Source organism: Arthrobacter sp. SD76 (assembly GCF_049726125.1).
GTDB lineage: Bacteria > Actinomycetota > Actinomycetes > Actinomycetales > Micrococcaceae > Arthrobacter > Arthrobacter nitrophenolicus.
The window spans coordinates 3,947,908-3,973,719 of sequence record NZ_JBNBLR010000001.1 but is presented as its reverse complement, the minus strand read 5'-3'; the positions used below and the strand labels follow the sequence as shown (position 1 = coordinate 3,973,719).

Annotated in this window: 22 protein-coding genes and 4 pseudogenes; 13 read left to right on the top strand and 13 right to left on the bottom strand. The window is 67.4% G+C overall.

What is annotated here, in order from left to right:
* Positions 1–167 precede the first annotated feature (167 nt).
* On the top strand, positions 168–1,367 hold the full coding sequence (locus tag ACPEE0_RS19265) for a pyridoxal phosphate-dependent aminotransferase (RefSeq protein WP_354177144.1): 1,200 nt from the start codon (positions 168–170) through the stop codon (positions 1,365–1,367).
* On the top strand, positions 1,364–2,323 hold the full coding sequence (locus ACPEE0_RS19260; protein WP_424575082.1) for a 2-hydroxyacid dehydrogenase: 960 nt from the start codon (positions 1,364–1,366) through the stop codon (positions 2,321–2,323). The genes ACPEE0_RS19265 and ACPEE0_RS19260 overlap by 4 nt, the downstream gene beginning before the upstream one ends.
* A gap of 152 nt (positions 2,324–2,475) precedes the next feature.
* On the opposite strand, the gene ACPEE0_RS19255 is transcribed toward ACPEE0_RS19260, so the two are convergent.
* Positions 2,476–4,755, bottom strand: a complete 2,280-nt coding sequence (locus tag ACPEE0_RS19255; protein ID WP_424575081.1) for a beta-L-arabinofuranosidase domain-containing protein — start codon at positions 4,753–4,755, stop codon at positions 2,476–2,478.
* Positions 4,756–4,889: 134 nt separating this feature from the next.
* The gene (locus ACPEE0_RS19250; protein WP_424575080.1) at positions 4,890–5,948 is read right to left on the bottom strand and encodes a TerC family protein; all 1,059 of its coding nucleotides are present in this window, start codon (positions 5,946–5,948) and stop codon (positions 4,890–4,892) included.
* 227 nt (positions 5,949–6,175) lie between these two features.
* Here ACPEE0_RS19250 and ACPEE0_RS19245 point away from each other — a divergent pair, with 227 nt between their 5' ends.
* Positions 6,176–6,841 (top strand): GntR family transcriptional regulator, encoded by a 666-nt coding sequence (locus ACPEE0_RS19245; RefSeq protein WP_424575079.1) that lies wholly within the window; start codon positions 6,176–6,178, stop codon positions 6,839–6,841.
* Positions 6,838–8,012 (top strand): annotated as a pseudogene (locus ACPEE0_RS19240) (MFS transporter). Before ACPEE0_RS19245 ends, ACPEE0_RS19240 begins: the two are co-directional and overlap by 4 nt.
* Here ACPEE0_RS19240 and ACPEE0_RS19235 read toward each other — a convergent pair.
* From ACPEE0_RS19235 to ACPEE0_RS19220, 4 genes and pseudogenes are all read right to left on the bottom strand, one after another.
* Positions 8,013–8,662: pseudogene (locus ACPEE0_RS19235) on the bottom strand (MOSC domain-containing protein). It lies immediately after the preceding pseudogene.
* Positions 8,649–11,039 carry an ATP-binding cassette domain-containing protein gene (locus ACPEE0_RS19230; protein WP_407710326.1) on the bottom strand — a complete coding sequence of 797 codons (2,391 nt, stop codon included), beginning with the start codon at positions 11,037–11,039 and terminating at the stop codon, positions 8,649–8,651. The pseudogene ACPEE0_RS19235 and the gene ACPEE0_RS19230 overlap by 14 nt, the downstream one beginning before the upstream one ends.
* Positions 11,040–11,115: 76 nt before the next feature.
* Positions 11,116–11,535, bottom strand: coding sequence for a VOC family protein (locus ACPEE0_RS19225; protein ID WP_035752462.1), 420 nt, complete (start codon positions 11,533–11,535; stop codon positions 11,116–11,118).
* Positions 11,523–11,978 (bottom strand): helix-turn-helix transcriptional regulator, encoded by a 456-nt coding sequence (locus ACPEE0_RS19220; RefSeq protein WP_424575078.1) that lies wholly within the window; start codon positions 11,976–11,978, stop codon positions 11,523–11,525. The genes ACPEE0_RS19225 and ACPEE0_RS19220 overlap by 13 nt, the downstream gene beginning before the upstream one ends.
* A 219-nt stretch (positions 11,979–12,197) precedes the next feature.
* On the opposite strand from ACPEE0_RS19220, the gene ACPEE0_RS19215 reads away from it, so the two are divergent.
* Positions 12,198–12,626, top strand: a complete 429-nt coding sequence (locus ACPEE0_RS19215; RefSeq protein WP_424575077.1) for a CBU_0592 family membrane protein — start codon at positions 12,198–12,200, stop codon at positions 12,624–12,626.
* Here ACPEE0_RS19215 and ACPEE0_RS19210 read toward each other — a convergent pair.
* The 6 genes from ACPEE0_RS19210 to ACPEE0_RS19185 form a co-directional block, all read right to left on the bottom strand.
* Positions 12,623–12,898, bottom strand: coding sequence for a hypothetical protein (locus ACPEE0_RS19210; protein WP_424575076.1), 276 nt, complete (start codon positions 12,896–12,898; stop codon positions 12,623–12,625). The genes ACPEE0_RS19215 and ACPEE0_RS19210 overlap by 4 nt on opposite strands.
* A gap of 116 nt (positions 12,899–13,014) precedes the next feature.
* Complete coding sequence (locus tag ACPEE0_RS19205; protein ID WP_424575075.1) at positions 13,015–14,130, bottom strand: Gfo/Idh/MocA family protein; 1,116 nt, start codon at positions 14,128–14,130, stop codon at positions 13,015–13,017.
* Complete coding sequence (locus tag ACPEE0_RS19200) at positions 14,115–14,810, bottom strand: ThuA domain-containing protein (protein ID WP_354177152.1); 696 nt, start codon at positions 14,808–14,810, stop codon at positions 14,115–14,117. Before ACPEE0_RS19200 ends, ACPEE0_RS19205 begins: the two co-directional genes overlap by 16 nt.
* 167 nt (positions 14,811–14,977) lie before the next feature.
* A complete protein-coding gene (locus ACPEE0_RS19195; RefSeq protein ID WP_424575074.1) occupies positions 14,978–16,084 on the bottom strand; it encodes a GTP pyrophosphokinase in 1,107 nt (368 codons plus the stop codon).
* A gap of 74 nt (positions 16,085–16,158) precedes the next feature.
* Positions 16,159–17,082, bottom strand: a complete 924-nt coding sequence (locus ACPEE0_RS19190) for an AEC family transporter (RefSeq protein ID WP_424575073.1) — start codon at positions 17,080–17,082, stop codon at positions 16,159–16,161.
* A gap of 77 nt (positions 17,083–17,159) precedes the next feature.
* On the bottom strand, positions 17,160–17,816 hold the full coding sequence (locus ACPEE0_RS19185; RefSeq protein WP_407710334.1) for a cyclodeaminase/cyclohydrolase family protein: 657 nt from the start codon (positions 17,814–17,816) through the stop codon (positions 17,160–17,162).
* Positions 17,817–17,889: 73 nt separating this feature from the next.
* Here ACPEE0_RS19185 and ACPEE0_RS19180 point away from each other — a divergent pair, with 73 nt between their 5' ends.
* The 3 genes from ACPEE0_RS19180 to ACPEE0_RS19170 are packed head-to-tail and all read left to right on the top strand — an operon-like array spanning position 17,890 to position 20,426.
* On the top strand, positions 17,890–18,690 hold the full coding sequence (locus tag ACPEE0_RS19180; protein WP_407710335.1) for an alpha/beta hydrolase family protein: 801 nt from the start codon (positions 17,890–17,892) through the stop codon (positions 18,688–18,690).
* Between the two features lie 42 nt (positions 18,691–18,732).
* Positions 18,733–19,671, top strand: a complete 939-nt coding sequence (locus ACPEE0_RS19175; protein WP_407710336.1) for a carbohydrate kinase family protein — start codon at positions 18,733–18,735, stop codon at positions 19,669–19,671.
* 53 nt (positions 19,672–19,724) lie between these two features.
* Positions 19,725–20,426, top strand: coding sequence for a Pr6Pr family membrane protein (locus ACPEE0_RS19170; RefSeq protein ID WP_424575072.1), 702 nt, complete (start codon positions 19,725–19,727; stop codon positions 20,424–20,426).
* Positions 20,427–20,442: 16 nt separating this feature from the next.
* Here the strand turns inward: ACPEE0_RS19170 and ACPEE0_RS19165 are convergent.
* Positions 20,443–21,624 (bottom strand): annotated as a pseudogene (locus ACPEE0_RS19165) (ABC transporter substrate-binding protein).
* A gap of 210 nt (positions 21,625–21,834) precedes the next feature.
* Between ACPEE0_RS19165 and ACPEE0_RS19160 the strand changes: the two are divergent.
* From ACPEE0_RS19160 to betA, 5 genes and pseudogenes are all read left to right on the top strand, one after another.
* Entirely contained in the window at positions 21,835–22,377 is a 543-nt protein-coding gene (locus tag ACPEE0_RS19160) for a TetR/AcrR family transcriptional regulator (protein WP_424575071.1), read from the top strand.
* Complete coding sequence (locus ACPEE0_RS19155) at positions 22,374–22,727, top strand: DMT family transporter (protein ID WP_424575070.1); 354 nt, start codon at positions 22,374–22,376, stop codon at positions 22,725–22,727. Before ACPEE0_RS19160 ends, ACPEE0_RS19155 begins: the two co-directional genes overlap by 4 nt.
* A 1-nt stretch (position 22,728) precedes the next feature.
* Positions 22,729–23,052, top strand: a complete 324-nt coding sequence (locus ACPEE0_RS19150) for a DMT family transporter (protein ID WP_424575306.1) — start codon at positions 22,729–22,731, stop codon at positions 23,050–23,052.
* A gap of 59 nt (positions 23,053–23,111) precedes the next feature.
* A complete protein-coding gene (locus ACPEE0_RS19145) occupies positions 23,112–23,696 on the top strand; it encodes a TetR/AcrR family transcriptional regulator (RefSeq protein ID WP_424575069.1) in 585 nt (194 codons plus the stop codon).
* A 387-nt stretch (positions 23,697–24,083) separates the two neighbouring features.
* A pseudogene (gene betA / locus ACPEE0_RS19140) lies at positions 24,084–25,783 on the top strand (choline dehydrogenase).
* Positions 25,784–25,812 lie beyond the last annotated feature (29 nt).

Here is a 25,812-nt window from a genome sequence, read left to right as displayed (position 1 = left end):
AAAGCCAACCAAGGGAGGGGAGCGCCGCCGTCGTTCCGTCGGCCGGCGTTCCCCTCTCTGCGTCTCCATTAATCTTCGAGAAAGCCTATATATCAAAGCGTGCAATCTGATATATTAGCCAGCGGATCGGCAGTACCGATTGTCAACTCGATGAGGAGTGGAACAGCATGCAGCAACTCGCACACCGGCTCGACCGGCTGGGCACCGAGACGGCCTTCAGCGTCGCGCAGGCCGCCGCGTCCTGGAAGGCGCAGGGGAACCGGGTCTACCCGTTCCACCTCGGCGACATCAACACCCCGACGGCCCCGCACATCGTCGAGGCGATGAACAAGGCCATCGCGGACGGCTACACGGGCTACTGCCCGGGCCCCGGCATCCCGCAGCTGCGGGAGGCCCTTGCCGAGGACATCGGCTCGCGCCGCGGCATCCAGTTCTCGCCGGACAACGTGGTGGTCATGACCGGCGGCAAGCCCGTCATCACCAAGTTCCTCCAGGCGGTCATGAACCCCGGCCAGGAAGTGCTCTACCCGAACCCCGGCTTCCCCATCTACGAATCCCAGATCGAATACCTCGGCGGCACGTCCGTTGCCTACCGCTACGTGCCCACCTCCACGGGCTTCGCAATCGACCTGGACCAGATCCGCGCATCGATCACCCCCAACACGGTCGCCATCATCTACAACGACCTGCAGAACCCCATCTCCGCGGAATCCACTGCCGCGGAACGCGAGGCCATCGCGCAGATCGCGATCGAGCACGATCTTTGGGTGCTCTCCGACGAGGCGTACTTCGAGACCCGCTACGAGGGCGTCTCGAACTCGATCGCGTCCCTGCCCGGCATGGCAGAACGCACCGTCATCCTCTACACGTTCAGCAAGAAGTTCGCGATGACGGGCTCGCGCCTCGGTTGCGCCGTCGCCCCGGTCGAGATCGCCAAGGTGCTCAGCACGCTCAACACCAATGACGAATCCTGCACCACGCACTACGTGCAGTGGGCCGGCATCGAAGCACTCCGCGGTTCCCAAGAGCCGGTACAGCAGATGCTGGACGTCCTCAAGACACGGCGGGACGCGGCCTGCGAGCTCCTAAACGGGATCCCCGGCATGCACGTCGCCGTCCCGCAGTCCACGTTCTACCTGTTCCCGGACGTCACCGAGGCCATGGAGCGCCTGGGCTACACCGCGGTGGGCGATTTCGCCACCGAAGCCCTCTACAAGACCGGCGTCTCCTTCTGCACGCGTGAGCACTTCGGCCGCCGCCAGCCCGGCGAAGACCGGCAGTACATCCGCCTGGCCTACTCGGGCATCGACGTTCCGGACATCCGTGAAGGCCTCGGCCGCCTGCGTGAGTGGATCGAAACCGCATGAGCCGCGTCGTCGTCACGGGACGCATCCCCGAAGCAGCACTCGAGAAGCTCCGCGCCGAGCATGAAGTCGACGCCTGGGCAGGCCCGGAATCCATCAGCCGCGAGGAACTGCTGCGCCGGGTAGCCGGCGCGGACGCCGTCGTCAGCCTGCTCACCGAACGCATCGACGCCGAACTGCTCGACGCCGCCGGCCCGCAGCTCAAAGTCGTGGCCAACGTCGCCGTCGGCTACGACAACGTTAACGTCCCGGCCTGCACAGAGCGGGGCGTCGTGGCCACCAACACCCCGGGCGTGCTCATCGACGCCACGGCCGACATCGCGCTCAGCCTCATCCTCATGGCCACCCGCCGGCTTGGCGAGGGGGAGCGCCTCATCCGCTCCGGCGAGGCCTGGAAGTGGGGCATGTTCTTCCTCCTGGGCAGCAGCCTCAAGGGCAAGACCCTCGGCGTGGTCGGCATGGGCGGCATCGGCCAGGCCACCGCACGCCGTGCCAAGGCGTTCGGCATGGAGATCGTCTACCAGTCCCGCAGCGAAATCGATCCCGCCGTCGCCTCTGAACTGGGCGCCCGGCGGGTGGACCTCGACGAACTGCTCGCCGTCTCCGACGTCGTGTCCCTGCACTGCCCCTACGGCCCCGCCACGCACCACCTCATCGGCGCGGAGCAGCTGGCAGCGATGAAGGACTCGGCGTACCTGGTCAACACCGCCCGCGGACCCATCGTCGACGAAGCGGCACTCGCCGCCGCACTGCGCGATGGCATCATCGCGGGAGCCGGCCTGGACGTCTACGAGCAGGAGCCGACCGTGCATCCCGGGCTGCTGGACCTTGACAACGTGGTCCTGCTGCCCCACCTGGGCTCCGCCACCGTCGAGACACGCACCGCGATGGCGATGCTCGCCGCGGACAACGCGCTCGCCGTGCTCAGCGGGAACCAGCCGCCTGCCCCCATAGGGTAACAGGCCACAGCTGCCGTGCCGCAGATTTCCGGGGGAACGGATCTGCGGCACGGCCATCCCTCAGCGTTCGACGGCGGTGCCGCCGCATCCGGGACAGGATTACGACGGCGGGACGCACCAAAGCGGGCAGCGCCGGCTGGGTGGATCCAGGGTCAGGCTCCCCGCCGGAGCAACGCAACGGAGAACAGGTCGCCGGACGTGTGGCCGGGCAGGGCATGGACGCTGAAGACCAGCCGCCCGTCTGCTTCGTGGCCGGGGTAGGCCGCCGGAACCTGGTAGTCGAGCACCACAATGTCGCCGTCCCGGCGCTCCAGGGCCGGCCGGTCCAGCACTGCGCCATTAAGCCGCAGCTGATGGCCGCGCCCTTCGTCAGCCCGGAACCGGACGCGCAGGCTTTCCGCCTCCTGCCCCGGATCCGACAGGACGTAGGAGAACCACCCGGTGGCACTGCGCCAGTGCAGCCCGTCCCCGCCGCCGGCGCGCGTGGCCTTCCCGGCGAAGCCGTGATCGGATTCGGGCTGTTGTTCCCCCGCCATGACCTCGTCCACCACCGCCATGCGTTCCGCGGCGGCCTGCTCCAGGAGCCGCAGTTCGGCGGACCGCTGGCCGGGATCGCCCGTTGGCCAGTAGACGGTGTAGCGCTCGTCATGGATGCCCGCGAAAGGCTCCAGCAATACAGTGCCCGCGCGCCCGGATGCGTCCACCACGTCCACTTCGGCACGCAACGCCTCCCGGTCCACAAGCCTGATGGCGCCGCAATCCGGCACCACGGGAGTCTGGCTGAGCGGCAGCATGGGTCCGGAGGCGACGTGCCCCATCCGTTCGTCCGGCGCCTCAAAGCCTTCAACGCCCTCATGTCCTGCCCGGGCGGCCAGCACCACGGGCCCGTACCGGAACGAGACCCATGGGGACCCGTCCGGCAGGGCCTCGGCAGCGAAATCGGCCTGCAGCCGGATGTTCACGGTGGAGATGCCCTGCCAGGTGCGGCTGATGCTCACGTACCTGCCGCCGTCCTCCGCCTCCGCGCCCGGCCCTGTGCCGGCGTCGACCTCCATCTCCGCAGCCCAGAAGGGCCGGCGCAGCCGGATGGTGGCCTTCACCGGCGCTTCCGCGGTAACAACCAGGGCCACGTGGTCGGAGAACGGAAACCCGGTTTCCAGCCGCACGCGCAGGCCGTACTCCGGCCAGTCGAGGGTGGACGGGATGTACAGGTTGACCAGGAGGTCATTCCCGGCGCGGCTGTAGATCAGCTCCCCGTAGCGGGCGTGGTTCTCCAGGCCTGATCCCACGCAGCACCACATGGACTCCTGCGCCCGCGAGTACACCCGGTAGTGCCCCGGCCGCATCGGCGTGAAGTACACCAGCCCGCCCGTCCCGGGGTGCTGCGAGGACAGGATGTGGTTGTACGTGGCCCGTTCAAAGAAGTCGACGGCGGCCGCGTCACCGTGGGCCTCAAAGCGCAGCTTGGCCAGCTTCAGCGTGTTGTACGTGTTGCAGGTCTCCGGTCCCTGCGGGTCCTGGACCATCGGGGAGAAATCCGACGCCGGGTGGAAGTGCTCGCGTACGCTGTTCCCGCCGATGGACACCGACCGCCGGGACACTACTGACTCCCAGAAAATATCGCACGCGTGTGCCAAATCCGCGTCATGCGTCGGGCCGGCCAGCCGCGCGTAACCTACCACCTTGGGAATCTGGGTGTTCGCGTGCAGGCCATCCAGCAGGTCCTGCCCGGCAGCCAGCGGATCCAGCAGTGCGCGGTGCGAGAAGCGCCGGGCCTCCTGGAGGTACTCCTCCCGGCCCGTCAGCTCCCACAGAATGGCAAATGCCTCGTTCATGCCCCCGAATTCGGCGTGGAGGACTTCCTCGAACGCGTCATCACCGAGGTGCGCCGAGACCCGCAGCCACCAGCCCGCCAGCCCGACGGCAATGTCCAGCGCTTCCCTGGACCCGGCGAACACGTGGGCGTCCAGCAGCCCTGCCAGCGCCTTGTGCAGGTTGTACAGCGGAACCCACCGGCCATTGAGCGTGAACAGGTCTGCATCCACGTCACCGCGGGCCAGTTCCTTGCCGAGGTCCCGGCCGCGGGGCACCCCGCCCAGGTAGCCGTCACCGTGCGCGGCCTGGCAGGTTCCGAGGATCACGACGGCGGCCCGCACCTTCGCCAGGAGTTGCGGGTTGCCGGTGGCTGCATACAGCTTGGCGCAGCCGGACAGGTAGTGCCCGCCGATGTGGCCGCCCAGGCCATCCGACTCCCAGTTGCCGTAGGGTACGGCGGCGGGCTCCAGTCCGGCCTCGTGAAGATAGGGCGCGAACAGCCGGTCGGCGTCGAGGGACAGGATGTAGCGGACAGAGGTGTCCTGCGCCTGCCGGAGCGGGCTGTCCAGGAGCCGGATCCGGTCCAGCGGGAACGAGGTCCCCCTTGCATTCGCCACGCCACTCCTCTTTGCCTGAACTGCCAGCCATATTCCTTCTACAACGATGTAGATTATGCGGAAAACAGCGGGGACAGCAAGCCCCTGTGCCGCGCCTGCTGTCCCCGCTGCGTCTTCTGCCTACCTGGCGCCGGCTACCGCACGGACTCCTCTGCGGGCGGGACGTCCTCCTTGCCCCGTGCCTCATGCCGGCCGCCCCACAATGGCTGCAGCGCCTCGAGTTCCTCGGGCGTCGCATTGCGGAAAGGCGGTACTGCCGGCGCCGGCGGCTCATGCCGGGCCTGGCCGCGGGTGGCAATCAGGCTCGCGGCGATGGAGACGCCCAGGATGGTGGTGATGACAGCGAGGGAGACCGGCGTCGGAATGTAGTAGACGTCGATCTTGAGCGCCATCTTGATGCCCACCCAGACCAGCACCAGGGCCAGGCCCGCCTTCAGGTACACGAACCGGTGGATAAGGTCCGCCAGCAGGAAGTACATGGCGCGCAGGCCCAAGATGGCGAAGGCGTTGGCCGTGAACACCAGGAAGACCTCGTCCGTGACGGCGAAGATGGCGGGGATGGAGTCGACGGCGAAGATGATGTCCGTGACCTCCACCAGGACAAGGACGGCCAGCAGGGGAGTGGCGAGCAGGACGCCGTTCCTCCTGATCAGGAACCGCTGGCCGTGAAAGGCATCCGTCATCGGCACATGCCGGCGGAACAGCTTCAGCGCCCGCGACTTCTCCGGGTCGATGTGCTCGTTGCGCTGTTTGAGCATCCGGTACCCGGTGAACAGCAGGAAGGCGGCGAACAGGTAAAGGACCCACCCGGCGCTGGCGATGATCGCCGACCCGGCTGCGATGAACACGCCGCGGAATAACAGCGCCCCCAGGACGCCGAAGAACAGGACCCGGTGCTGGTACTCGCGCGGCACCGCGAAGAACGTAAAGATGATCGCCCAGACAAACACGTTGTCTACCGCCAGCGACTTTTCGATGAGGTAGCCCGCGAAGTACTGCTGCCCGAACTCAGCGCCGTACATCAGCCAGACGACGCCGCCGAACGCCACGCCGAAGACCACCCAGACGGCGGACCAGGCCGCAGCCTCGCGGACGGAAATGACATGCGCATGGCGGTGGGCGACGAGGTCGACGACGAGCATGAGGAGGATGAATCCGACGACAGCGAACCACATCCACAGGGGAACATTCATGGAGCACCTGCTTCCAGTCAGTAGTAACCAACTGGAGGTCTCTCCCGGCCAGTGCTGGCCTGTCCACCGGAAGGCGCTGGGGCCTACGTACTGACGATGGACGGAGTGGGGGATACTCCCCTCCGGAAAGACCAAGTTAACTGCTTCGCCGGAAATTGGCAACCGCCCGGTCCGCGCGCCACATCTGTATAGATGTATACATGTATGATTCCGGAGGAGGTAACACCATGCCAGAATCACCGGCCCGGAACACCGGAGCCCACGTTGTCTATGCCGAACTGAAGCGCCGGATCCTGACCCTGGAGCTGAAACCGGGGGAGCGCATCTACGAACCGGCGATGGCGTCGGCGCTCCAGGTGAGCCGCACGCCCCTGCGTGAAGCGGTGCGGCGGCTCATTTCCGAGAGCCTGCTGGAGCAGCAGCCAACCGGCGGTGTGGTGGTGCCGGCGCTGGATGAGGCCGCGATTTCCGAACTCTATGAGGTCCGGGCTGCCATGGAATCCCTCATGGCGCGGAACGCCTGCCTCAAGGCGACGGAGGCGGACGTCGAAGCGCTGCGCGGCATCCTTGCGCGCAACGCAGCCATGGTGGAGTTTGCCGATGACGCGATGCAGCAGGGGATGGCCCTGCATGCCAAAATTGCCGCCATTGCCGGGAACTCTTGGGCCCGGCGCTTCCATGAGCAGATCTCCAGCCAGATGGAACGGTACCGCCACTTCACCAACAGCACCCAGGAGCGGCGGGACCAGGCCCTGGACCAGCACCGGACCCTGGTGGATGCCGTGGCGGCCGGCAACCCGGAGAAGGCCGCCAAGGTCGCCTTCGACCACGTGATGGGTGCACGCGACGCGGCAGTGCGCGCCGTGACCGCCAACGCCGCGGACAACCAGTGATCGGGGAACTCGGACGCCGCTCCGCCACAGCCCTGCTGGTCCATTCCACGCTGATCCAGGCCGTCACCTTCCTGGTCCGGCCGGCCGCCACCTACCGTGCACTCGAACTCGATGTTCCCGGCTTCGCCCTGGGGCTGCTCGCCGCCAGCTATGCCGTCTTTCCCCTGCTGCTCGCCGTCCCCACGGGCAGCCTGGTGGACCGCCTGGGTGAACGCCGGCTGATGGCGGCCGGCTCCGCCGTCGTTCTGCTGTGCTCCGCTTTCCTGCTGCTGTGGGGTTCGTCAATCGTTGCGCTGGTGGCCGGAACGGCGCTGCTGGGCGCGGGACAACTGGCCTGTGTGGTGGGGCAGCAGGCGGTGGTTGCCAACAACGCCGCCGCAACCCGGCTGGACTCCGCCTTTGGCTACCTGACTTTCGCGGCCTCCCTGGGCAGGCCCTGGGACCGCTGGCGATTTCGCTCGTGGGCGGAGCTTCCGTGCGCCCCGATACCCAGGCCATTTTCTTCCTCTCGGTCTGCATGAGCCTGGTGCTGTTCCTGGCCACCTTCCTCATTTCGGCGAAGTTCGGGGGAGGCAAGAAAAACGCGATTGCCGGAGAGGGCGCCAAAGGCAGTGCCCTTGGGCTGCTGAAGGCACCGGGTGTCGCCAGGGCGCTGGCCACCAGTGCCACCGTCCTTGCCGTGGTGGACCTCACCATGGTCTACCTTCCCGCGCTCGGCGCCGACCGCGGGCTCACTGCCGCAACCGTCGGCGCCCTGCTGACGGTCCGGGCCGTGTTCTCCATGGTCTCCCGGATCCTGCTGGGCAGGATTGCCCGGACGATCGGCCGGATGAGGCTGCTGGTGGTGAGCCTTGCCCTGTCCACCGCCGCGCTGGCTGCCGCCGCGATCCCCATGCCGGCATGGCTGCTCTTTGTGGTCATGGCAGTGCTCGGACTGGGACTGGGCATCGGCCAGCCCCTCACCATGTCCTGGCTTTCAGCGCAGGCTCCGGCCGGGCAGCGCGGGCGTGCCCTTGCCCTGCGGCTGGCGGGGAACCGGGTGGGCCAGGTGGTGCTGCCCAGCGCCATCGGCGTCGTCGCGGCAGGCCTTGGCACGGCCGGCGTCTTCCTTGCCTCGGCGGTGGTGGTGGGCGGAACGCTGGTGCTGCTCCGGGGTGTGCAGCTGGATTAGTTACGGCAGCCGCGACGGGCGCAGCACGCTGGGCACGCCGGCCTGCGCCGGATCCAGCGGTACCGGGCTGACCAGGACTGCCGGGCCGCGGTGCAGGAAGCCGCCGGAGACAGCACGGCAGCGGATGCCCCCGCGTCCGCGCATCGCGGCGTGGGCGCCCGGGGCGAGCACCTCGTTCATCCAGGCGCACGGCTGGGCGTGCCGCCCGGCGTGCAGCGTTACCGCCGAGCCGCCCGATTCCAGCACGAAGTCCTGCCCAGCAGGGGCGCCAGCTGCGCGCCGCGGAGCACTACGTTCCGCCGGGTCAGCAGCGGATCGAAGGGCCCGGCCCCCAGCTCGGCGGCAATGGCCTCCAGGGATTCGACGGCGAACAACGTCACCGCGGCATCCATGTGGGCCGCCTTGCCGAAGAAACGGTCTCCCACGATGCCCTTGCCCGCCACCACCTCGGCCTGTTCCGCGTCCACCGTGGGCACGTCCGCGGCGCCGTCCCGGGCACGGCCAAAATAGGCATGCCCGGGGGACACCAGCAGGTGCAGGATCTCGACGTCGTACCGGTAGGTTTCGACAGGCTCAACCACCGGACGGGCAGGCTCAACCACCGGATCGACAGGCTCAACCACCGGACGGGCAGGCTCAACCACCGACATACGCCGCCAGGTGCTGCCCGGTGAGCGTGGCCCGCTTGGCCACAAGGCCGGCCGGCGTGCCCTCGAAAACGATCCTGCCGCCGTCGTGCCCTGCTCCGGGCCCGATGTCGATGATCCAGTCCGCGTGCGCCATCACGGCCTGGTGGTGCTCGATGACGATCACCGACTTGCCCGACTCCACCAGCCGGTCCAGCAGGCCCAGCAGGTTCTCGACGTCGGCCAGGTGCAGGCCCGTGGTGGGCTCGTCCAGGATGTAGACGTCGCCCTTCTCCGCCATCTGCGTGGCCAGCTTCAGCCGCTGGCGCTCGCCGCCGGACAGGGCGGTGAGGGGCTGGCCAAGCGTGATGTAGCCCAGGCCGACGTCCGCCAGCCGCTCCAGGATTTTGTGTGCGGCCGGGGTCTTGGCGTCGCCTTCGCTGAAGTAGGCCAGTGCCTCCTCGACGGACATCGCCAGCACTTCGGCGATGTTGCGGCCGTCCAGCGTGTACTCCAGCACGGCGGCCTGGAACCGGCGGCCTTCGCAGTCCTCGCAGGTGGATTCCACCGTGGCCATGACGCCGAGTTCGGTGAAGATCACGCCGGCGCCGTTGCAGGTGGGGCAGGCGCCCTCCGAGTTGGAGCTGAAGAGCGCCGGCTTGACGCCGTTGGCCTTGGCGAAGGCCTTGCGGACGGGTTCGAGGAGCCCGGTGTAGGTGGCGGGGTTGCTGCGCCGCGAGCCCTTGATGGCGCCCTGGTCGATGGTAATGACGCCTTCGCGGTCAGCCAGCGAGCCGTGGATGAGCGAGCTTTTGCCCGAGCCGGCCACACCCGTGACCACGCACAGGACGCCCAGCGGCACGTCCACGTCCACGTTGCGCAGGTTGTTGGTGGACGCGCCGCGCACTTCCAGCGCCCCGGCCGCAGTCCTGAAGGTGTCCTTGAGCCGGGCCCGGTAGCCGATGTGCCGCCCGGTGATGGTGTCGCTGGAGCGCAGCCCGTCGACGTCGCCCTCGTAGACAATCTCGCCGCCGCCGGAGCCGGCCAACGGGCCGAGGTCGACGACGTGATCGGCAATGGCGATGGTCTCGGGTTTGTGCTCCACCACCAGGACGGTGTTGCCTTTGTCGCGCAGCTGCACCAGGAGGTTGTTCATCCGCTCGATGTCGTGCGGGTGCAGGCCGATGGTGGGCTCGTCAAAGACGTAGGTGACGTCGGTCAGGGAGGAGCCAAGGTGCCGGATCATCTTGGTGCGCTGCGCCTCGCCGCCGGAGAGGGTGCCGGCGGGCCGTTCCAGGGACAGGTAGCCCAGGCCGATCTCGGCGAAGGAGTCCAGCAGGTCCCGGAGCCCGCCGAGCAGCGGCCGGACCGAGGGCTCGTCCAGCCCTCGGATCCATTCGGCGAGGTCGCTGATCTGCATGCTGCAGAGGTCTGCGATGTTCTTGCCCTTGATCTTCGAGGACAGCGCCTCAGGCGTCAGGCGGGTGCCCTTGCAGTCCGGGCAGGTGTCGAACGTGACGGCCCGCTCCACGAAACGGCGGACGTGCGGCTGCATGGCCTCCACGTCCTTGGACAGCATGGATTTCTGGATCTTGGGGATGATCCCCTCGAACGTGAGGTTGACGCCTTCCACCTTGATCTTGGTGGGCTCGGCGTACAGCATCGTGTCCAGCTGCCTCTTGGTGAAGGAGGCGATGGGCTTGTCCATCGGCAGGCCCATGCCCTCGAACAGCCGCCCGTACCAGCCGTCCATCGAGTAGCCCGGCACGGTCAGGGCACCTTCGTTCAGGGACTTGGAGTCGTCGTAGAGGGCGGTCCGGTCGATGTCGCTGATGTTGCCCATGCCTTCGCAGTGCGGGCACATGCCGCCCAGGTACGTCACCTGCTGGACGACGCTTTTCTCCACCCGGCCGCCCTTCTCCGTGCTCATTACGCCGCTGGCCTTGCGGGTGGGGACGTTGAAGGAGAAGGCGGTGGGCGGGCCGACGTAGGGCTTGCCCAGCCTGCTGAACAGGATGCGCAGCATGGCGTTGGCGTCCGTGGCGGTGCCTACCGTGGAGCGCGGGTTGGCGCCCATGCGCTCCTGGTCCACGATGATCGCCGTCGTCAGTCCCTCCAGCCGGTCCACGTCGGGACGGGCCAGGCTGGGCATGAACCCCTGCACGAAGGCGCTGTACGTTTCGTTGATCAGCCGCTGCGACTCCGCGGCGATGGTGGCGAACACCAGCGAGCTCTTGCCCGACCCGGAGACCCCGGTGAAGACGGTCAGCCGGCGCTTGGGCAGCTCCAGGCTGACGTCCTTGAGGTTGTTTTCCCGCGCGCCCTGGACGCGGATGGTGTCGTGGGTGTCAGCGACGTGCATTCCGGCCGTGGGGGTGCCGGTGCTCGTGTCCGTGCTCATGAGGTCTCCATCTGTTCGGCCGTTCGGGCGGAGGGAGGCCGGTTCGGAGCCCTCCTTGGCGTCGCTGGGTTCAAGCTTAGGGCTGCTGGTTGATGCGGACGGTGTTGCCGGCGGGGTCGCGGAAGGCGCAGTCCCGGATCCCGTACGGCTGGTCGATCGGTTCCTGGACGACGTCGGCCCCGCTCGCCTCCACCTTGGCGAAGGCGGCGTCCACGTCGGGGGAGGACAGGACCACGGTGGCGTAGGTGCCCTTGGCCATCATTTCGGCGATGGTGCGGCGCTCGTCGTCGGTGATGCCGGGGTCCGCGGCGGGCGGGTAGAGGACGATGGAGACGTCCGGCTGGCCTGCCGGGCCGACGGTGATCCAGCGCATGGTGCCGCGGCCAACGTCGTTGCGGATTTCGAAGCCCAGGGCGTCGCGGTAGAACGCCAGGGAGGCGTCGGGATCGGTGTGCGGAAGGAAGCTGGAGGAGATGGTGATGTTCATGGCAGCCATGCTAGTTGCGGCTCCGGAAGCGGCGCTTCTCGATTCCTGACCGGTCTGCTGACCTGCTTTTCCACGCAGGCGGGGATGCCCGCCGCCGAGCGTTCCGCCTCCTGTTTGTAGGCGCTGGGAGGCATGCCCACCAGCTCGCTGAAGCGGGTGCTGAAGGTGCCCAGCGAGGAACAGCCGACGGCGAAGCACACCTCGGTGACGCTGAGGCCGCCTTTGCGGAGCAGCGCCATGGCGCGTTCGATCCGCCGGGTCATGAGGTAGCTGTAGGGCGATTCACCGTAGGCGAGCTTGAACCGTCGGCTGAAGTGGCCGGCGGACATATGGACGTCCCTGGCGAGGGACTCGACATCCAGCGGCTCGGCGTACTCCCGGTCCATCCGGTCCTTGGCGCGGCGAAGCTGGGTGAGTTCGCGGAGGTACGGGTCCGAGGGAGTGGAAGTCACCTTCAGATCGTGCTACGGGGCGGGGGTGTTGTCCAGAGGTGTGCAGCATCACTGCGCGGCGGTCAGAACAGCGCGGGCCTGCAGGATATGATTGTCCCGCCAGCTGGTAGTCCTCGCCCGAACAGGGCTCGAGTAAACGCAGCATCCGGTCAAAAACAAACCTTCATCACTATCGAAACCCCTGCCCGGATACTGCCCGGGACACCTTGAAAGGACGCCATGGAGCTGCTGTGGGAAATTGCCGGCTGGGCAGGCGCGGCTGCGATTCTCAGTGCATACCTGGCCGTGTCCATGGGCTGGATGAAGGCCGGAAAAGGCTTCCAGGTGGCAAACCTGTTCGGCGCCGTTGCCTTCATCATCAACGGCACCTTGCACGGTGCCTGGCCCTCGGTGTTCACCAACGTGGCCTGGTTCCTGATCTCCGCGGTGGCGCTGGTCCGCATGCGGGCAACGGACGGCCCCGCTGCCGCTCCCGCCGAAGCTCCCCAGGTGCAGTACCCCGGCGTCCCGGACACCACCGGCCAGATGGCAGTGGTTGAGGTCCTGACGGGCGCCATTCCCGTGGTGGCCCCCCGCCCCACGATGGCGCCTGCACCGGTGGCCTGTTCCGCACCTGCCATGGCTGAGGGGCAGCGGCTGGCCGTCTAGGCTGGCGCGCCGGTCCTTCCCGTACTAGGGACGGGTGCCGTCACCCGGACTTCACGATAACGCGGTGGGATGCGGACAACCTCGAGTTCGGCCAGGTCGAGGAGCCGCCTGTCGCCGGTGAGGGTGTCGAGGATCCAGACCAGCCCGTGGTCCGGCGCAGTGTCCACCACCGGACCACGGTGAACCAGGGTGTTCCTGTAATACGCTTCGATGGCATCGCCTGACGCGAGTCCGCGACAGAAATCGACGTCGATATGGTCATTGTGGGCCATGACCTTTTCCCCGCCTCTCGCATGGGAGTTTCCTGGTCCGATTCTCCCGGGTGCAGGTGTCCGCAAGGTGTCTTCGGGGTGATCTTCTGCTGACGCTATCCGTTTCCGGGACGCGGTCACCGGGCCTGCAGCGCGTCCGCCTGTTGTGCCAACGTAGCCAGTTCGACGCCCTCCGGCCGCTCCACGGTGCTCTCGATGCGCACGGAAGAACCGGTGCGGGCTGATTCGAGGACGGATTCCATGACCTCCAGGACGTGGTAGGCCAGGGTGCCGCCCGCCCGCGGCTCACGGCCCGGCGGGGTGGCGGCCAGGTCCGCGATGCCGAAGCCCCGTCCGGAATCAAGGTATCCGGCCGACACCGGAAGGGTCTCCCAGCCACCAGCGTCCAGGGTGAACAGTTGGACATCGCCGTCGAAGTGGTTGGGGTCGGGCACGATCAGCGATCCGAGCTCGCCGTGGATCTCGATGTTCGGCGACTTGGACTTCACGGCGTCGAAGCTCATGACCAGGGTGGAGAGCGCACCGGAGGCATGGGTCAGGACACCGGTCACGTGGGAGTCGATGTTCACCGGGACCTTTTCGCCCTGGCGGGGCCCGGATCCGATGGTCCGCTCACTGCGGGTGTGGCTTGCGGCTCCCATCACCGAGACGACCGGGCCCAGCAGGGTTACCAGTGCGGTCACGTAGTAGGGGCCCATGTCCAGGAGCGGGCCGCCGCCGGGCTGGTAGTAGAAGTCCGGATTCGGGTGCCAGCGCTCATGGCCAGGCGTGGCCATGGTGGCGGTCGCGGAGATCGGCGCCCCGATGAGGCCGTCGTCGATTGCCTTGCGTGCCGTCTGGATGCCCGTGCCAAGGACGGTGTCCGGGGCACAGCCGACGGCGACACCCGCCTCGCCCGCTGCGTCCAGCACCTGGCGTGCCTCGGCTGTTGTGGCTGCGAGGGGTTTCTCGCCGTACACGCCTTTTCCTGCGGCGATCACCTTCAACGCCACCTCGGCGTGCGCGGCCGGGATGGTGAGGTTTACAACCAGTTCGACGTCGTCCGCGGCGAGGAGTTCCTCAACGGTGACGGCACGGACGCCGTCGTACTGTTCCGCCACTGCCTGCGCGCGCTTCAGGTCCAGGTCGGCCACCGCCACGAGTTCGAGGTCCGGAAGCCGGCGGAAACTCGCGAGGTACTGCCCAATGATGGCTCCGCAGCCAATGATTCCCAGTTTCAACGGCTTGCCCACAGCAGGCCCCTTTCGATGATGGTGCGGACGTTGGTGTCCTGGAGGATTTCCACCCGGTGGCCCGGGGTGGCGACGAAGATCCGCCCTTTGCCCCATTGGCGGGTCCAGATGGCGGGGGACGTGACTTCACGGTTCCAGGGATCCCATTCCCGGACTGTCTGCGTGGTGGTGGCGAGGACGTCGATGTAATCGTCGGCGAGCACCCAGTACTGCTCGGTGACCAGATCGAAGTCCTTGATCCCCTTGGTGATCGGGTGCTCCGCTGCTGCCGGCAGCATGTTGACGGTGTAGGGCACATAGTTGTCGGACTGTTCACCGACGCACGCATCAGGGTGCTTGCCCGGGTGGCAGGCGAACTGGCCGCCGATCAGCTGCAGGTAGTCGGAGGTGTTCCGGTAGGAATCGGCGATCCCGCCGTGCCAGCCGGCAAGCCCTGTCCCGTTCTCTATAGCGGCGCGCAGCCCGGCGAACTCGTCCTTCTCGATGGTACTCATGGTCATGCACTGCATGACCAGGTCCACGCCTACCATGTACCCGGCGTCCGCGTAGACCTTGGGCGATTCCTCCACGCGCACGTCGTAGCCGCTGTCTTTGAGGAAGGGAATGAAGAGCTCGGTGGCCTCGTAGGGCTGGTGGCCGTCCCAGCCGCCACGGACCACCAGGGCTTGTGGCTGCTTCATAGCTTCTCCATCCGGTTTTGCTTCTTCGCAAATATTGGGAGACGCAAAGAGTCCCCGTTCGAAGCCTGCGCGCTGCTGATTTAGGTCACCCTCTAAACTAAAAGGATGCCGTACCCGTGGTCAAGGGTTGCAGCGTGCTGATTTAGCGAGGAGGCACCCGATGACTGCTACTTCTTCGTCAGCCGGTACCGTTCGATCTGTTTGAGCCGCCGCATGAGGCTGTCGCGCCGGGGGTGCGGGACGACGTCGGGCGCTTCTGCGGTGAGTTCGATGTGCTTTTTGCCGTACTGCCACAACAGGAGGTCGTCCAGGAGGCGGTCCGGCCCGGGGGAGTAGCGGTGGTCCAGTGCCTTGCGGACCTCGGTGATCCGGTTGGCGCTGAGCAGTCCGGCCAGCTGCATGGTCTGGTTGAGGCCGTGCGCGGCGAGAAGTTCGGCTGCCCAGCCCCAGTCGTCGTCGACTTTCCGGTCAACGTGCGGCAGCAGGGTCCGCCAGACGTCGCGGATGCGGTTGGGCGTGAGCGGCGCCGCACCCTCGCCGTCCATGTCCCAGAAGCTGCGGACCTCCTCATAGCGTTCGTGCAGGTCCGCGAAGGCCGTCTCCACCGTTTCCAGCATGGCGGCGGTGGCGGTGAACTGGCGGTCGAAGTGCGGTGTCCAGGCGCGCGGGTCCTCGGCCTTGAAGCGGATGTCATGCTCGATCTCGCTCCAGGCATGGGCGAAGATGGTGCGGATCTGGCACTCGAAGAAGTAGCTGCCGTTGGGCTGGGCGTCCGGGTTGAAGACCTGCTGGTATTCCTTGACGGCCTCGTTCTGGATGGTCCGCAGGATCAGGTGCCGGCTGGAGTAGCCGTAGGTGCCGGATTCGATGGAGCCGATGTCCTTCTCGCGGTCGCCGCGGCAGTCAAACAGCTGGCGCTGGCGCTTGATCAGGTTGGCCACGGTCGCATTCTCCGCCGGCAGCCTGGTGATGACACGGATTCCCACCATGTCATTGAGGGTCCGGAAGGGGTCCGGGAACTTCAGCACGCGGGGCCCGCCCGGTTCCAGCGGCTCCTCGGTCCGGGAGATCTTTTCCTTGAACGAGTCGACGGTCTTGGTCCGGCCGGTGACGAAGAGCGGGGTGACCTCGGTGTCCTTGAGCATGTCCCGCATGATGATCAGGACATCCTTGGTGACGAGCTTCAGGGCGGGACGGACGCGCTCGTAGATCTCCACGTTGTGCTGCACGGACTCACGCAGCGGCGCGTCAAGGCTTTCCCAGTTACTCGGCATGCTCCCAGCTTACGGCGGGGGTAGGACACCAAGCGGGAATGCGACGCGACCCGGACTGGCTCGAGGATGCCTGATTAGTTCAGCACCCACGCCGCCCCGAGCAGCAGGGGAACGGCAAGCGCCGAGGTGAGCACCGCCGTCGACTGTGCCAGGCCTTCACCCACCCGATAGCGGACTGCGTACAGGACCACGTTCTGCCCGGTGGGCAGGATGGCGCAGGCCGTGACCACGAAGGTGCTGAAGGTGTCCAAGCGGAACACGAACACCGCCAGGGCCCAGGCAAGGACGGGCTGGGCGACGGACTTGAGGAAGACGGCCACCAGCGTCGGGGCGCCGTCGCCGCTGCTGCCGCGGGGTGAGAGCCCGTGCAGTGACATGCCAAAGATGATCAGCATGAGCGGCACGGTCACCTGGGCAATCAGCGAGAGGGGATCCAGCACCAGTTCCGGAACGGGGATGCCGGCGGCGCTGACGACGATCCCGAGGATGGCCGCCACGGTCACGGGGTTGCGGAAGGGCGTGGCGACGATCCGCCCGGCGGAGGGCTTCTCACCGCCGGGATTGCTGAGGTCCAGGATGGTCAGCGCGATGGGAGTGACGATGGCCAGCTGGAACAGCATGATGGGCGTGACGTACGTGGCACTGCCCAGCACATAGAGGGAGAGCGGAACGCCGAGGTTGGTGGAGTTGACGATGCCGGTGGCCAGTGCGCCGATGGTGGTCCGGCGGACGCCCCACCTGGCGATCGCTCCGATGATGGCGAACAGGACCATCATGGCCGCGGCTGTGGCCACCGAGATCAGGCCGGTTTCGCTGAGGACGTCCGAGATGTGCCGGGTGGCGATCATGGAAAACATCAGGCTGGGCAGCCCCACCAGGAACGTCAGGGTGGACAGCACCTTAGTGCCGTGCGGGCCCAGCGCGTTGGTCCGGCCCAGGATGTAGCCGACCAGCATGACGGCGCCCACAACAAAGAAGCCCTTTAAGACTCCGTCCAAAATTCGTGTCCCCTATCCCGGTCCGCCAAGCCCGGCGCTATCTCCCGCCGGGCAGCCCAAGCAGGGGAACCGTGCCCTCAGATGCTATCGGTGGGGGCGGCGCGGTCATCAATCCGGGCGGCCAGGCCGTCGATCCGGTCCAGGGCGGCGGTGAGGCGTTCTACGTTATCCCACAGGTCCGGGTGCTGCTCCCGGACATCCTCCAGCGAGGTGCCGGCGGACCGCAGCGACCCCAAGTCGAAGCTGACGTTCGTCCGGGCTCCGGCCACCGCCGCCCGGAGGGCCCCGAACGCGACGACGGCGTCGGCCACGAGCGCGGGGTTCCCCTTGTCCGCCAGCCAGGCGAGGTCGTCGATCGCGTCGATGGCGCGCTCGCCGAGGACGGCTGAGGCCTTGGCGGCCTCCACGGATGCGTTGCGGATGGCCCCGTCGCGTTCCGGTCCCGGCTCCAGCCGGAACGCTGCGCCGAAGGCCCGGGACGCCGTCGAATCGTCATCAGCAAGTTTGAGCGCTTCCCGGCGGAGCTGCTGCGCGCGTTCTTTGATTGAGGCGACCCTGCCGCCGTCGTCCTCCTTCTCGGAGTAGCCGGCGACCATGGAGGTCAGGGACGCGGCGATGGCCAGCATGACTCCCGTGCCGGCGCCGCCCCCGGGCGAGCCGGTGGACTCGGCCAGGGCGCGGGTCCAGTCGTCGACCGTCGAATCGTGGGTGGTGACTGCTTCAGAGGAATCCATGACAGGAACGTGCCCACAAAGGTCGCCCGCCAAACGGAAAGGACGACGGCGTCACTCGCTGTAGTCTCGGCTCATGATTGAGCGCCGCCGCTACTCTTACGGCCAGGACCCCAGCCAGTGGGGCGAGCTGTTTCTGCCGCCACGGCCAGCCGAGTCCGGGCCGCGGGGCGTGGTGGTGGTCATCCACGGCGGCTACTGGCGCGCCAAGTACGGCGCTGAGCTGGGCGAACCGCTGGCGCTGGATTTGGCGGAGCACGGCGTGGCCGCCTGGAACCTGGAATACCGGCGGGCGGGCAACGGTGGCGGCTGGCCCGGCACCTTCCAGGACATCCTCGCCGGAATCGACACACTGGGTGAATTGGCAGGGCCGCACTCTCTGGACCTCGGAAAGGTGGTGGCGCTGGGCCATTCGGCGGGCGGGCACCTCGCGGTCTGGGCGGCGGGACGGGACAGGCTGGGCTCCCTGGGCCTGACGGAGGAGGAGGGGAAGGTCCGGGCAAACAACGCCGGCGTCCGGCTCGCCGGCGTGGTGAGCCAGTCCGGCGTCCTGGACCTGGCAGGGGCGGAAAGGCTACGCCTCAGCGACGGTGCGGTGGCCAACCTGCTGGGCGGACCGCCGTCGGACTTTCCCGGCCGGTACCGGTACGCGGATCCGATGGCTGCGCTGCCGCTGGACGTCCCCGTCTTCGCCGTCCATGCGGAGGATGACGACGACGTCCCGCCGGCAATGTCCGCAGGGTACGTTGACGCGGGCCGCTCGGGGCCGGTGCCCCCGCGGCTGGTGACCGTCCCCGGCGACCACTTCGAGCTGATCGACCCCGGCGCGGAGGCCTACCGGACGTGCCGGGAACTCCTGCTGGAGCTGTTGCGCTGACACGAACTGCTGGCAGCGGCCCATCTCTGGCAGAGTATGACCATGCTCACTGTTATTGGCGAAGGCCTTGTTGACGTTGTCCAGCGCGCCTCGGGAATCGAGGCCCACGTGGGCGGCAGCCCGCTCAACGTCGCGGTGGGCCTGGCCCGCCTTGACCACCCGGTGCAGTTCATCGGCCGCTACGGACGGGACGCCTACGGTGACTCCGTGGCCGCGCACCTCCGCGCCAGCTCCGTCATGCTCCCGCTGGGCCCGGATGACCTGCCCACCAGCGTGGCCACCGCCCTGATTGACGACGACGGCGCCGCCACCTACACGTTCGACCTCGCCTGGGAGCTTCCCGGCATCGCCGACCGGCTGGGCTTCATGCTGCAGGGCACCACCCTGCTGCACACCGGGTCCATTGCCACGATGCTGGCGCCGGGCGCAACCGACGTCCTCGCCGCCGTCGAATACGCGCACCCGTCCGCCACCATCAGCTTTGACCCCAACTGCCGGCCGAGCATCATCACGGACGTCGATTACGCCCGCCGCCACACCGAAAAGTTCGTGTCCCTCGCGGACGTGGTCAAGGCCTCCGACGAGGACCTGGCCTGGCTGTACCCCGGTGAGGATGTGCTGGAATCGGCCCGGCGCTGGATGACTCTCGGCAGGACCGAAAGGCCGGCCATGGTGGTGGTCACCCGCGGCGCGGCCGGGCCCTGGGGCATCACCGCCGCCGGCGAAGCGGAATGCCCGGCCCCGAAAGTGGACGTGGCGGACACCGTGGGCGCAGGGGATTCCTTCATGGCCGCGCTGCTGTCCGGCATCGTGGACCGCGGCCTGGACGGTGCCCAGAACCGCAAGGACCTCCGCGAACTGCCCGCCGAAAGCCTCGCCGAACTCCTTGAGCACGCTGCCCGGGCAGCCGCCGTCACCGTTTCCCGCCCCGGAGCCAATCCGCCCACGCGGGCCGAGATGAACGGGGTCTCCGCGGGCTGACGCGGGGTGCAACGGCTCTAGTGCTACCCGGTCCGGGCCGCCACACTGGGCGAATGACCGGTGAACTCATGCTCCCCTCCGCCGTCGATCGCCGCGCTTCCGTCAACCACGCCTTGCATCCGGACCGTCTGTGGGTCCGGGTGCTGCGTGCCGCGGTGGGCATCTTCGTGCTGGCGGCCGTTATCCAGAAGACCTACGATGCGACGTTGCCGGGCAGCGATGTGGACATCGCCCAGCTCTACTCGGAATTCACGGTGCAGGGGAACCTCGTGCTCGCACTGGTGCTCCTGGCTTCAGCCTGGCGGCCAAGGGCCCGGCTGCCGCAGTGGTGGGACCACCTGTTCGGCGCCCTCGTCCTCTATCTGGTGATGACCGGCATCATCTACATCGTCCTGATCGCTCCTGCCGACGAACCCTGGTGGAGCTGGAACCTCTACTGGCCGCAGTTGGCACACCACCGGCTGGCGCCATTGTTCGTTGCACTCGACTGGCTGCTGGTGACCAGGACTGCCCGCGGCACGTGGTGGCGTCCCCTTGCATGGTTGGGCTACCCCGTTGCCTTCCTCGTCTTTTCCTGGGTACGCGGCGGCATGGATGGCTGGTATGTCTACGACTTCCTCGATCCGACACTCGAAGGTGGCTGGCCGGCCGTTCTCATCACGACGGCGGAGGTACTCGTCGCGTTCCTCGTGGCCGGGCTCCTGGTGCACCTGGCCGGAAAACTCCGGGCCTCGCTTGCGGCGGGGACCAGGTGAGCGCGGCTGCCTTCGCCTACTCCTTGCCGAGGCCTGCCGCCGAGGTCTTCCCGTCCGTCACCTCATTGAGCGCGGCGAGGTCGAAGATGCCGTTGATGTCGGCCTGCTTGGTGGTCCCGGCGGTGACGCCGTCGGCCAGGAGCTTCTGGTAGGTTCCGGCCAGCGGGTCCACGGTGAACACGATGTTCTTCAGCGAGCGGTCGATCACGTCCGCCTTCAGCTCCGCGCCGGCAGCCTCCTTGAGGGCGGCGTTGATGACGCTGGCCTTTTCGCCGTCGGACGCGCTGTTCAGCCAATCCACCGACTTCGCATGGCCCTTGAGGAGGGCCTTCACGGTGTCCGGGTGCTCGGCCGCGAACTTCTGGTTCACGATGAGGATGGTGGTGGGGAACTCGCCGGGCTTACCGGAGAGGGAGCCGTCCCAGAGGTCCTTTTCGTCGACGAGCACCTTCGCTCCGGCGGTCAGCACGAGGCGTGACGCCCACGGCTCGGGCAGCCACGCGCCGTCGAGCTTTCCGTCCTGGAACAGCTTGAGCGTCTGGGCGTTTTCGGTCGGGTTGATGGCCACGTCGCCGCTGCCGTCCACGTTGGTCTTGTAGCCCTGGAGGAGAGCCAGGCGCGGAGCGCAACGTCCTGCGTGCCGCCGAGCTGCGGCGAGGCGAGCGTCTTACCCTTCAGGTCCGCCGCGGAGCTGATCTCCGGCTTGACCACCAGCTGGGCGCCGCCTGCCGCAGCGCCGGCGATGATGTGGATCGACTCGCCCTGGCTCTTGATGAAGGAGTTGATGGCCGGGTTGGGGCCGATGTAGGTGGCGTCGATGGCGCCGGCGTTCAGCGCCTCGATGGCGGCGGGGCCTGCGTTGAACACCTGGGTGCTGAGTTTGGTGTCCCCGAGCTCCCTAGCGATGTGGCCCTGGCTCACGCCCACCAGTGCGGGAGCGTGGGTGACGTTGCCGAAGTAGCCGAGCTTCAGTTCAGCCGCGGGGTTTCCGGCGGGTGCAGCTTCGGCAGCAGGAGCAGTCCCGGCGTTGGTGCTGTTGACGGCGGAGGCGACGGCGGCGCCACCGCCAACGAGGGCGAGGACTGCTGCTGCGATGCCGATTTTGAGGCCGAGGGGGGCGCTTGGGTGCTGCCTGGCCGGCGACAATGCGGGTGGAGTTTCCCGCGTTCTGCGGGCTCTTCTCTGTTGGTTCTGACATTGGGATTCCTTTGCTGGGTCTGATGCGTTGAGAGTACGGAGCGCCCAGCGGCCCCACAATCGTTCCTGTAGCAGGCGTTCACGGGAAGACGCGGACGCTCAATACGGCGTAGCGGAGCGTCAAGAAACGTCGCGCTTCGTCTTTTTGGGACGGCCTGCAGAGGGCGGGAACGGCGCTCAAACTTTACCGTCCGGATGGTAAAGTTTGAGGGTGAGAGAGAGTCAGCGGCCCCAAATCCTTGAAGCGGGCCTGCGTGTGGCGGCGCGCAACCAAGGCGCCGCCATCACCCTGGATGCAGTGGCTTCGGAGGCGGGTGTCACCAAGCCCGGGCTGATGTACCACTTTCCAAGCCGGGATGCGTTGATGGTCGCCCTGGTGGAGTACGCCGCCTGCCAGCTGGAGCGCAGGATGGTGGCACTTCTGGGCGGCAGCGACGGAACGGTGGAGGAACGGTACCGCTCCTATGTCCAGGCAGCGGCTGACGGGCAGAACATGCGTGCGGAGTGGGCCTTGTGGTTCCACTCCTCATGCCGGGCCGAGCTGCAGCAGGCCTGGGCCCGGCACCTGGACCACTGGCTCTTGATCCCGGACGGGACGCCACCTGCACGGCGGGCGAGGCTTCTGACTGCCCGGCTGGCGGCGAACGGACTGTGGGCTGCCCAGGCCAGCGGCGTGGGTGCCCCCGGCAAGGCCGACAGCACGGCAATCGTGGCCCACATCCTCGGCCTGATCGATGAAGGGGGAGCGGAGTGAGGCGGTGGCTTTACCTCGGCGGAGCCGTCGTCACGGAAGTCAGCGCCACCCTGGCCCTGAAGGCGGCCCTGGAAGCGCCGGGCTGGTACGTCCTGGTGGTCGCCGGCTATGCCGCCGCCTTCTTCCTGCTGACCGTCTGCCTGCGCCTGGGAATGAGCATCAGCGTCGCCTACGGCGCCTGGGGCGCCGGTGGTGTCACCGCTACTGCACTGTTGTCGGCCGCGATCTTCGACGAGCCGCTGACGTGGCTGATGGGCTTCGGCATCGCGCTGATCCTGGCGGGAGTCATCACCGTGGAAGCCGGATCGCAAAAGGCCCACCGTGCCGGCCGCGGGGAGGAGCAGGCGTGACCTGGTTTTCCTCGGCTTGGCCATTCTCACCGAAGTTGCGGCAACCATGTCCCTGCGCGCCTCGGAGGGCCTGAAAAAGAAGGTGTGGCTGGTTCCCATCGTGTCCGGCTACGTAGCGGCCTTTGGGTTCCTGAGCCTGGCGCTTGACCATGGGATGCCCCTTGGGGTGGGGTACGGCATCTGGGTGGCCTGCGGCGTGGCGCTGACAGCGGTGGCCAGCCGCGTCCTGTTCAAGGAACCGCTGACGCGCACCATGGCCGTCGGGATCCTGCTCATTTCCGCCGGAGTGATGGTCGTCGAAATCGGTGCCGGCCAGGCCCACTAGGAGAGCCCGCGCCCGGCACCCGGGATGCACCGCCTGCGTGTTCCCCATATTCTGGCCGGGTGGACACAAGCACCGTGAACTCCGGCGAACAGGTCGACCGGCAGGCCCGCATCCTCGAGGCGGCACTGGACCTCCTGTCGCGCCACGGCATCTCGGGTGTGAGCATGCGTGCCGTGGCCCGCGAAGCCGGGGTGGCGCTGGGGCTCGTGAACTACTACTACGAGGACAAGACGAGCCTGATCCGCGCCGCCCTGCACCGGATCGATGAACGCGACCTGAGGCTGGTGGCACCCGACCCCGCGTCACCCCCGGACGAACAACTCCGGAAAGCCCTCCGGCGCGTCGCCGACCCGGAGTTCCTCACCACCCAGCACCTGTCCCTCCGCCTTCACTTGTGGGCACTCGCCCAGGCCCATGAGGACTTCGCGCACATCAATGCGGCAGCGTTTGACCGCTACCTCAGGGGGCTCGCCGCACTGCTGGCGAATGCGCGGCCCGAGCTGTCCGCCGACGTGTGCAGGGAGCGGGCGGCCGACATCGTCGTCGTGCAGAACGGCATGTGGCTGACAGCCCTCCTGGGCGTGGACGAAGCCTCGATCCAGCGAAGCATCGCCCGGACCGAAGAAATCGCCTTCGCCGCCTAACGGCATGCTCCAATACCCCGGCGGACCAAACGAATCCGCCGCCCTTCGGCGCGCCCGGATCGGGTTCCGCTGCCGCGTCACATTTGAGCCAGGAACGGTACAACCTGCCCAAAGGGTGCCTCGAAAAACGCGGAAATCCGCGCTCTGCAAGCGAGCCCGCGTTACGCCCTTGTAAATTTTGAACGTTTGTCCAGCAGACCTATTGAACACTCGTTCAAACTGGATTACTGTCCTTGGGTATGACCTGCACCACACAAGCGGAGCCCATCTTTCCTGGAGGGCTTCACCGGCGAAGCTCCTCCGCCACAGCCTGACCACTGACCCATTCCCTGGACGGCCACCGCGAAGTGCGGGAGGCCTCCCCCAGGCAGAAGGAGATTTAGCAGCATGACAAAAACCAGTTACGACTACGTCATCGTCGGCGGCGGAAGCGCGGGTTCCGTGCTCGCCAACCGGCTGAGCGACGGCGGCCGGGCCAGCGTCCTGGTCCTCGAGGCCGGGCGGAGCGACTACCCTGGGACCTCTTCATCCAGATGCCCGCCGCGCTCACCTTCCCCAGCGGCAACCCGCTTTATGACTGGCGCTACGAGTCGGACCCCGAGCCCTACATGGGCGGCCGCCGCGTGGCACATGCCCGCGGCAAGGTCCTGGGCGGCTCAAGCTCGATCAACGGCATGATCTTCCAGCGCGGCAACCCCCTCGACTACGAGCGCTGGGGTGCCGACCCCGGCATGGAGACCTGGGACTTCGCGCACTGCCTGCCGTACTTCAACCGGATGGAAAACGCGCTCGCCGCCGACCCGGACGATGAACTCCGCGGGCATGACGGTCCGCTGGTCCTGGAACGCGGTCCAGCCACGAACCCGCTCTTCCAGGCGTTCTTCAAAGCCGCGCAGGAAGCCGGCTACCCGCTGACGGACGACGTCAACGGCTACCGCCAGGAAGGCTTCGCGGCCTTTGACCGCAACGTGCACAAAGGCCAGCGGCTCTCGGCGTCGCGCGCCTACCTGCGGCCCAACTTCGGCCGGAACAACCTGACCGTCCTGACCCGGGCACTGGCCACCAAGATCAACTTCACGGGCAACGTGGCCACCGGTGTCACCTACCGCCGCAACGGCAAGACCCACCAGGTGAACGCGGGCGAGGTGATCCTGGCCGGCGGCGCCATCAACACCCCGCAGCTGCTCCAGCTCTCCGGCGTCGGCGACGCCGCCCACCTGAACTCCCTGGGCATCAACTCCGTGGTCAACCTGCCCGGCGTCGGCCAAAACCTGCAGGACCACCTGGAGGTCTACATCCAGCACGCCTGCACCCAGCCGGTGTCCATGCAGCCGGCCCTGGACGTCTGGCGCATGCCGTGGATCGGCATGCAGTGGATGTTCGGCCGCAAGGGCCCGGCCGCCACCAACCACTTCGAGGGCGGCGGCTTCGTCCGCTCCAACGAGGACGTGGCGTACCCGAACCTGATGTTCCACTTCCTCCCGGTGGCCGTCCGCTACGACGGCCAGAAGGCGGACGCCAAGCACGGCTACCAGGTGCACATCGGGCCCATGTACTCGGACGCCCGCGGCACCCTCAAGATCAAGTCCACCGACCCCACCGTGCACCCGTCCATGGTGTTCAACTACCTGTCCACCGACCAGGACCGCCGTGAATGGGTCGAGGCCATCCACGTGGCCCGCGACATCCTGGGCCAGTCCGCCATGAGCCCCTTCAACGGCGGCGAACTTTCCCCGGCCGTGCGGTGCAGACCGACGCCGAGATCCTGGACTGGGTTGCCCGCGACGCCGAGACGGCGCTGCACCCGTCCTGCACCGCCAAGATGGGCCCGGACTCCGATCCGATGGCCGTGGTGAACCCCTGGACATGACCGTGCACGGCACCCGCGGCCTCCGCGTGGTCGACGCTTCGGCCATGCCCTACGTCACCAACGGCAACATCTACGCCCCCGTGATGATGCTCGCCGAAAAGGCCGCCGACCTGATCGCCGGCAAGGCACCCTGGCGCCGCAGCACGCGGAGTTCTACCGGCACGGCATCAGCCCGCTGGAGCGGAACGCCGCCGCTGCCCCGGCAGGCAGGGCCTAGGCATGATTGATGCACAGGAAAAGGAGCAA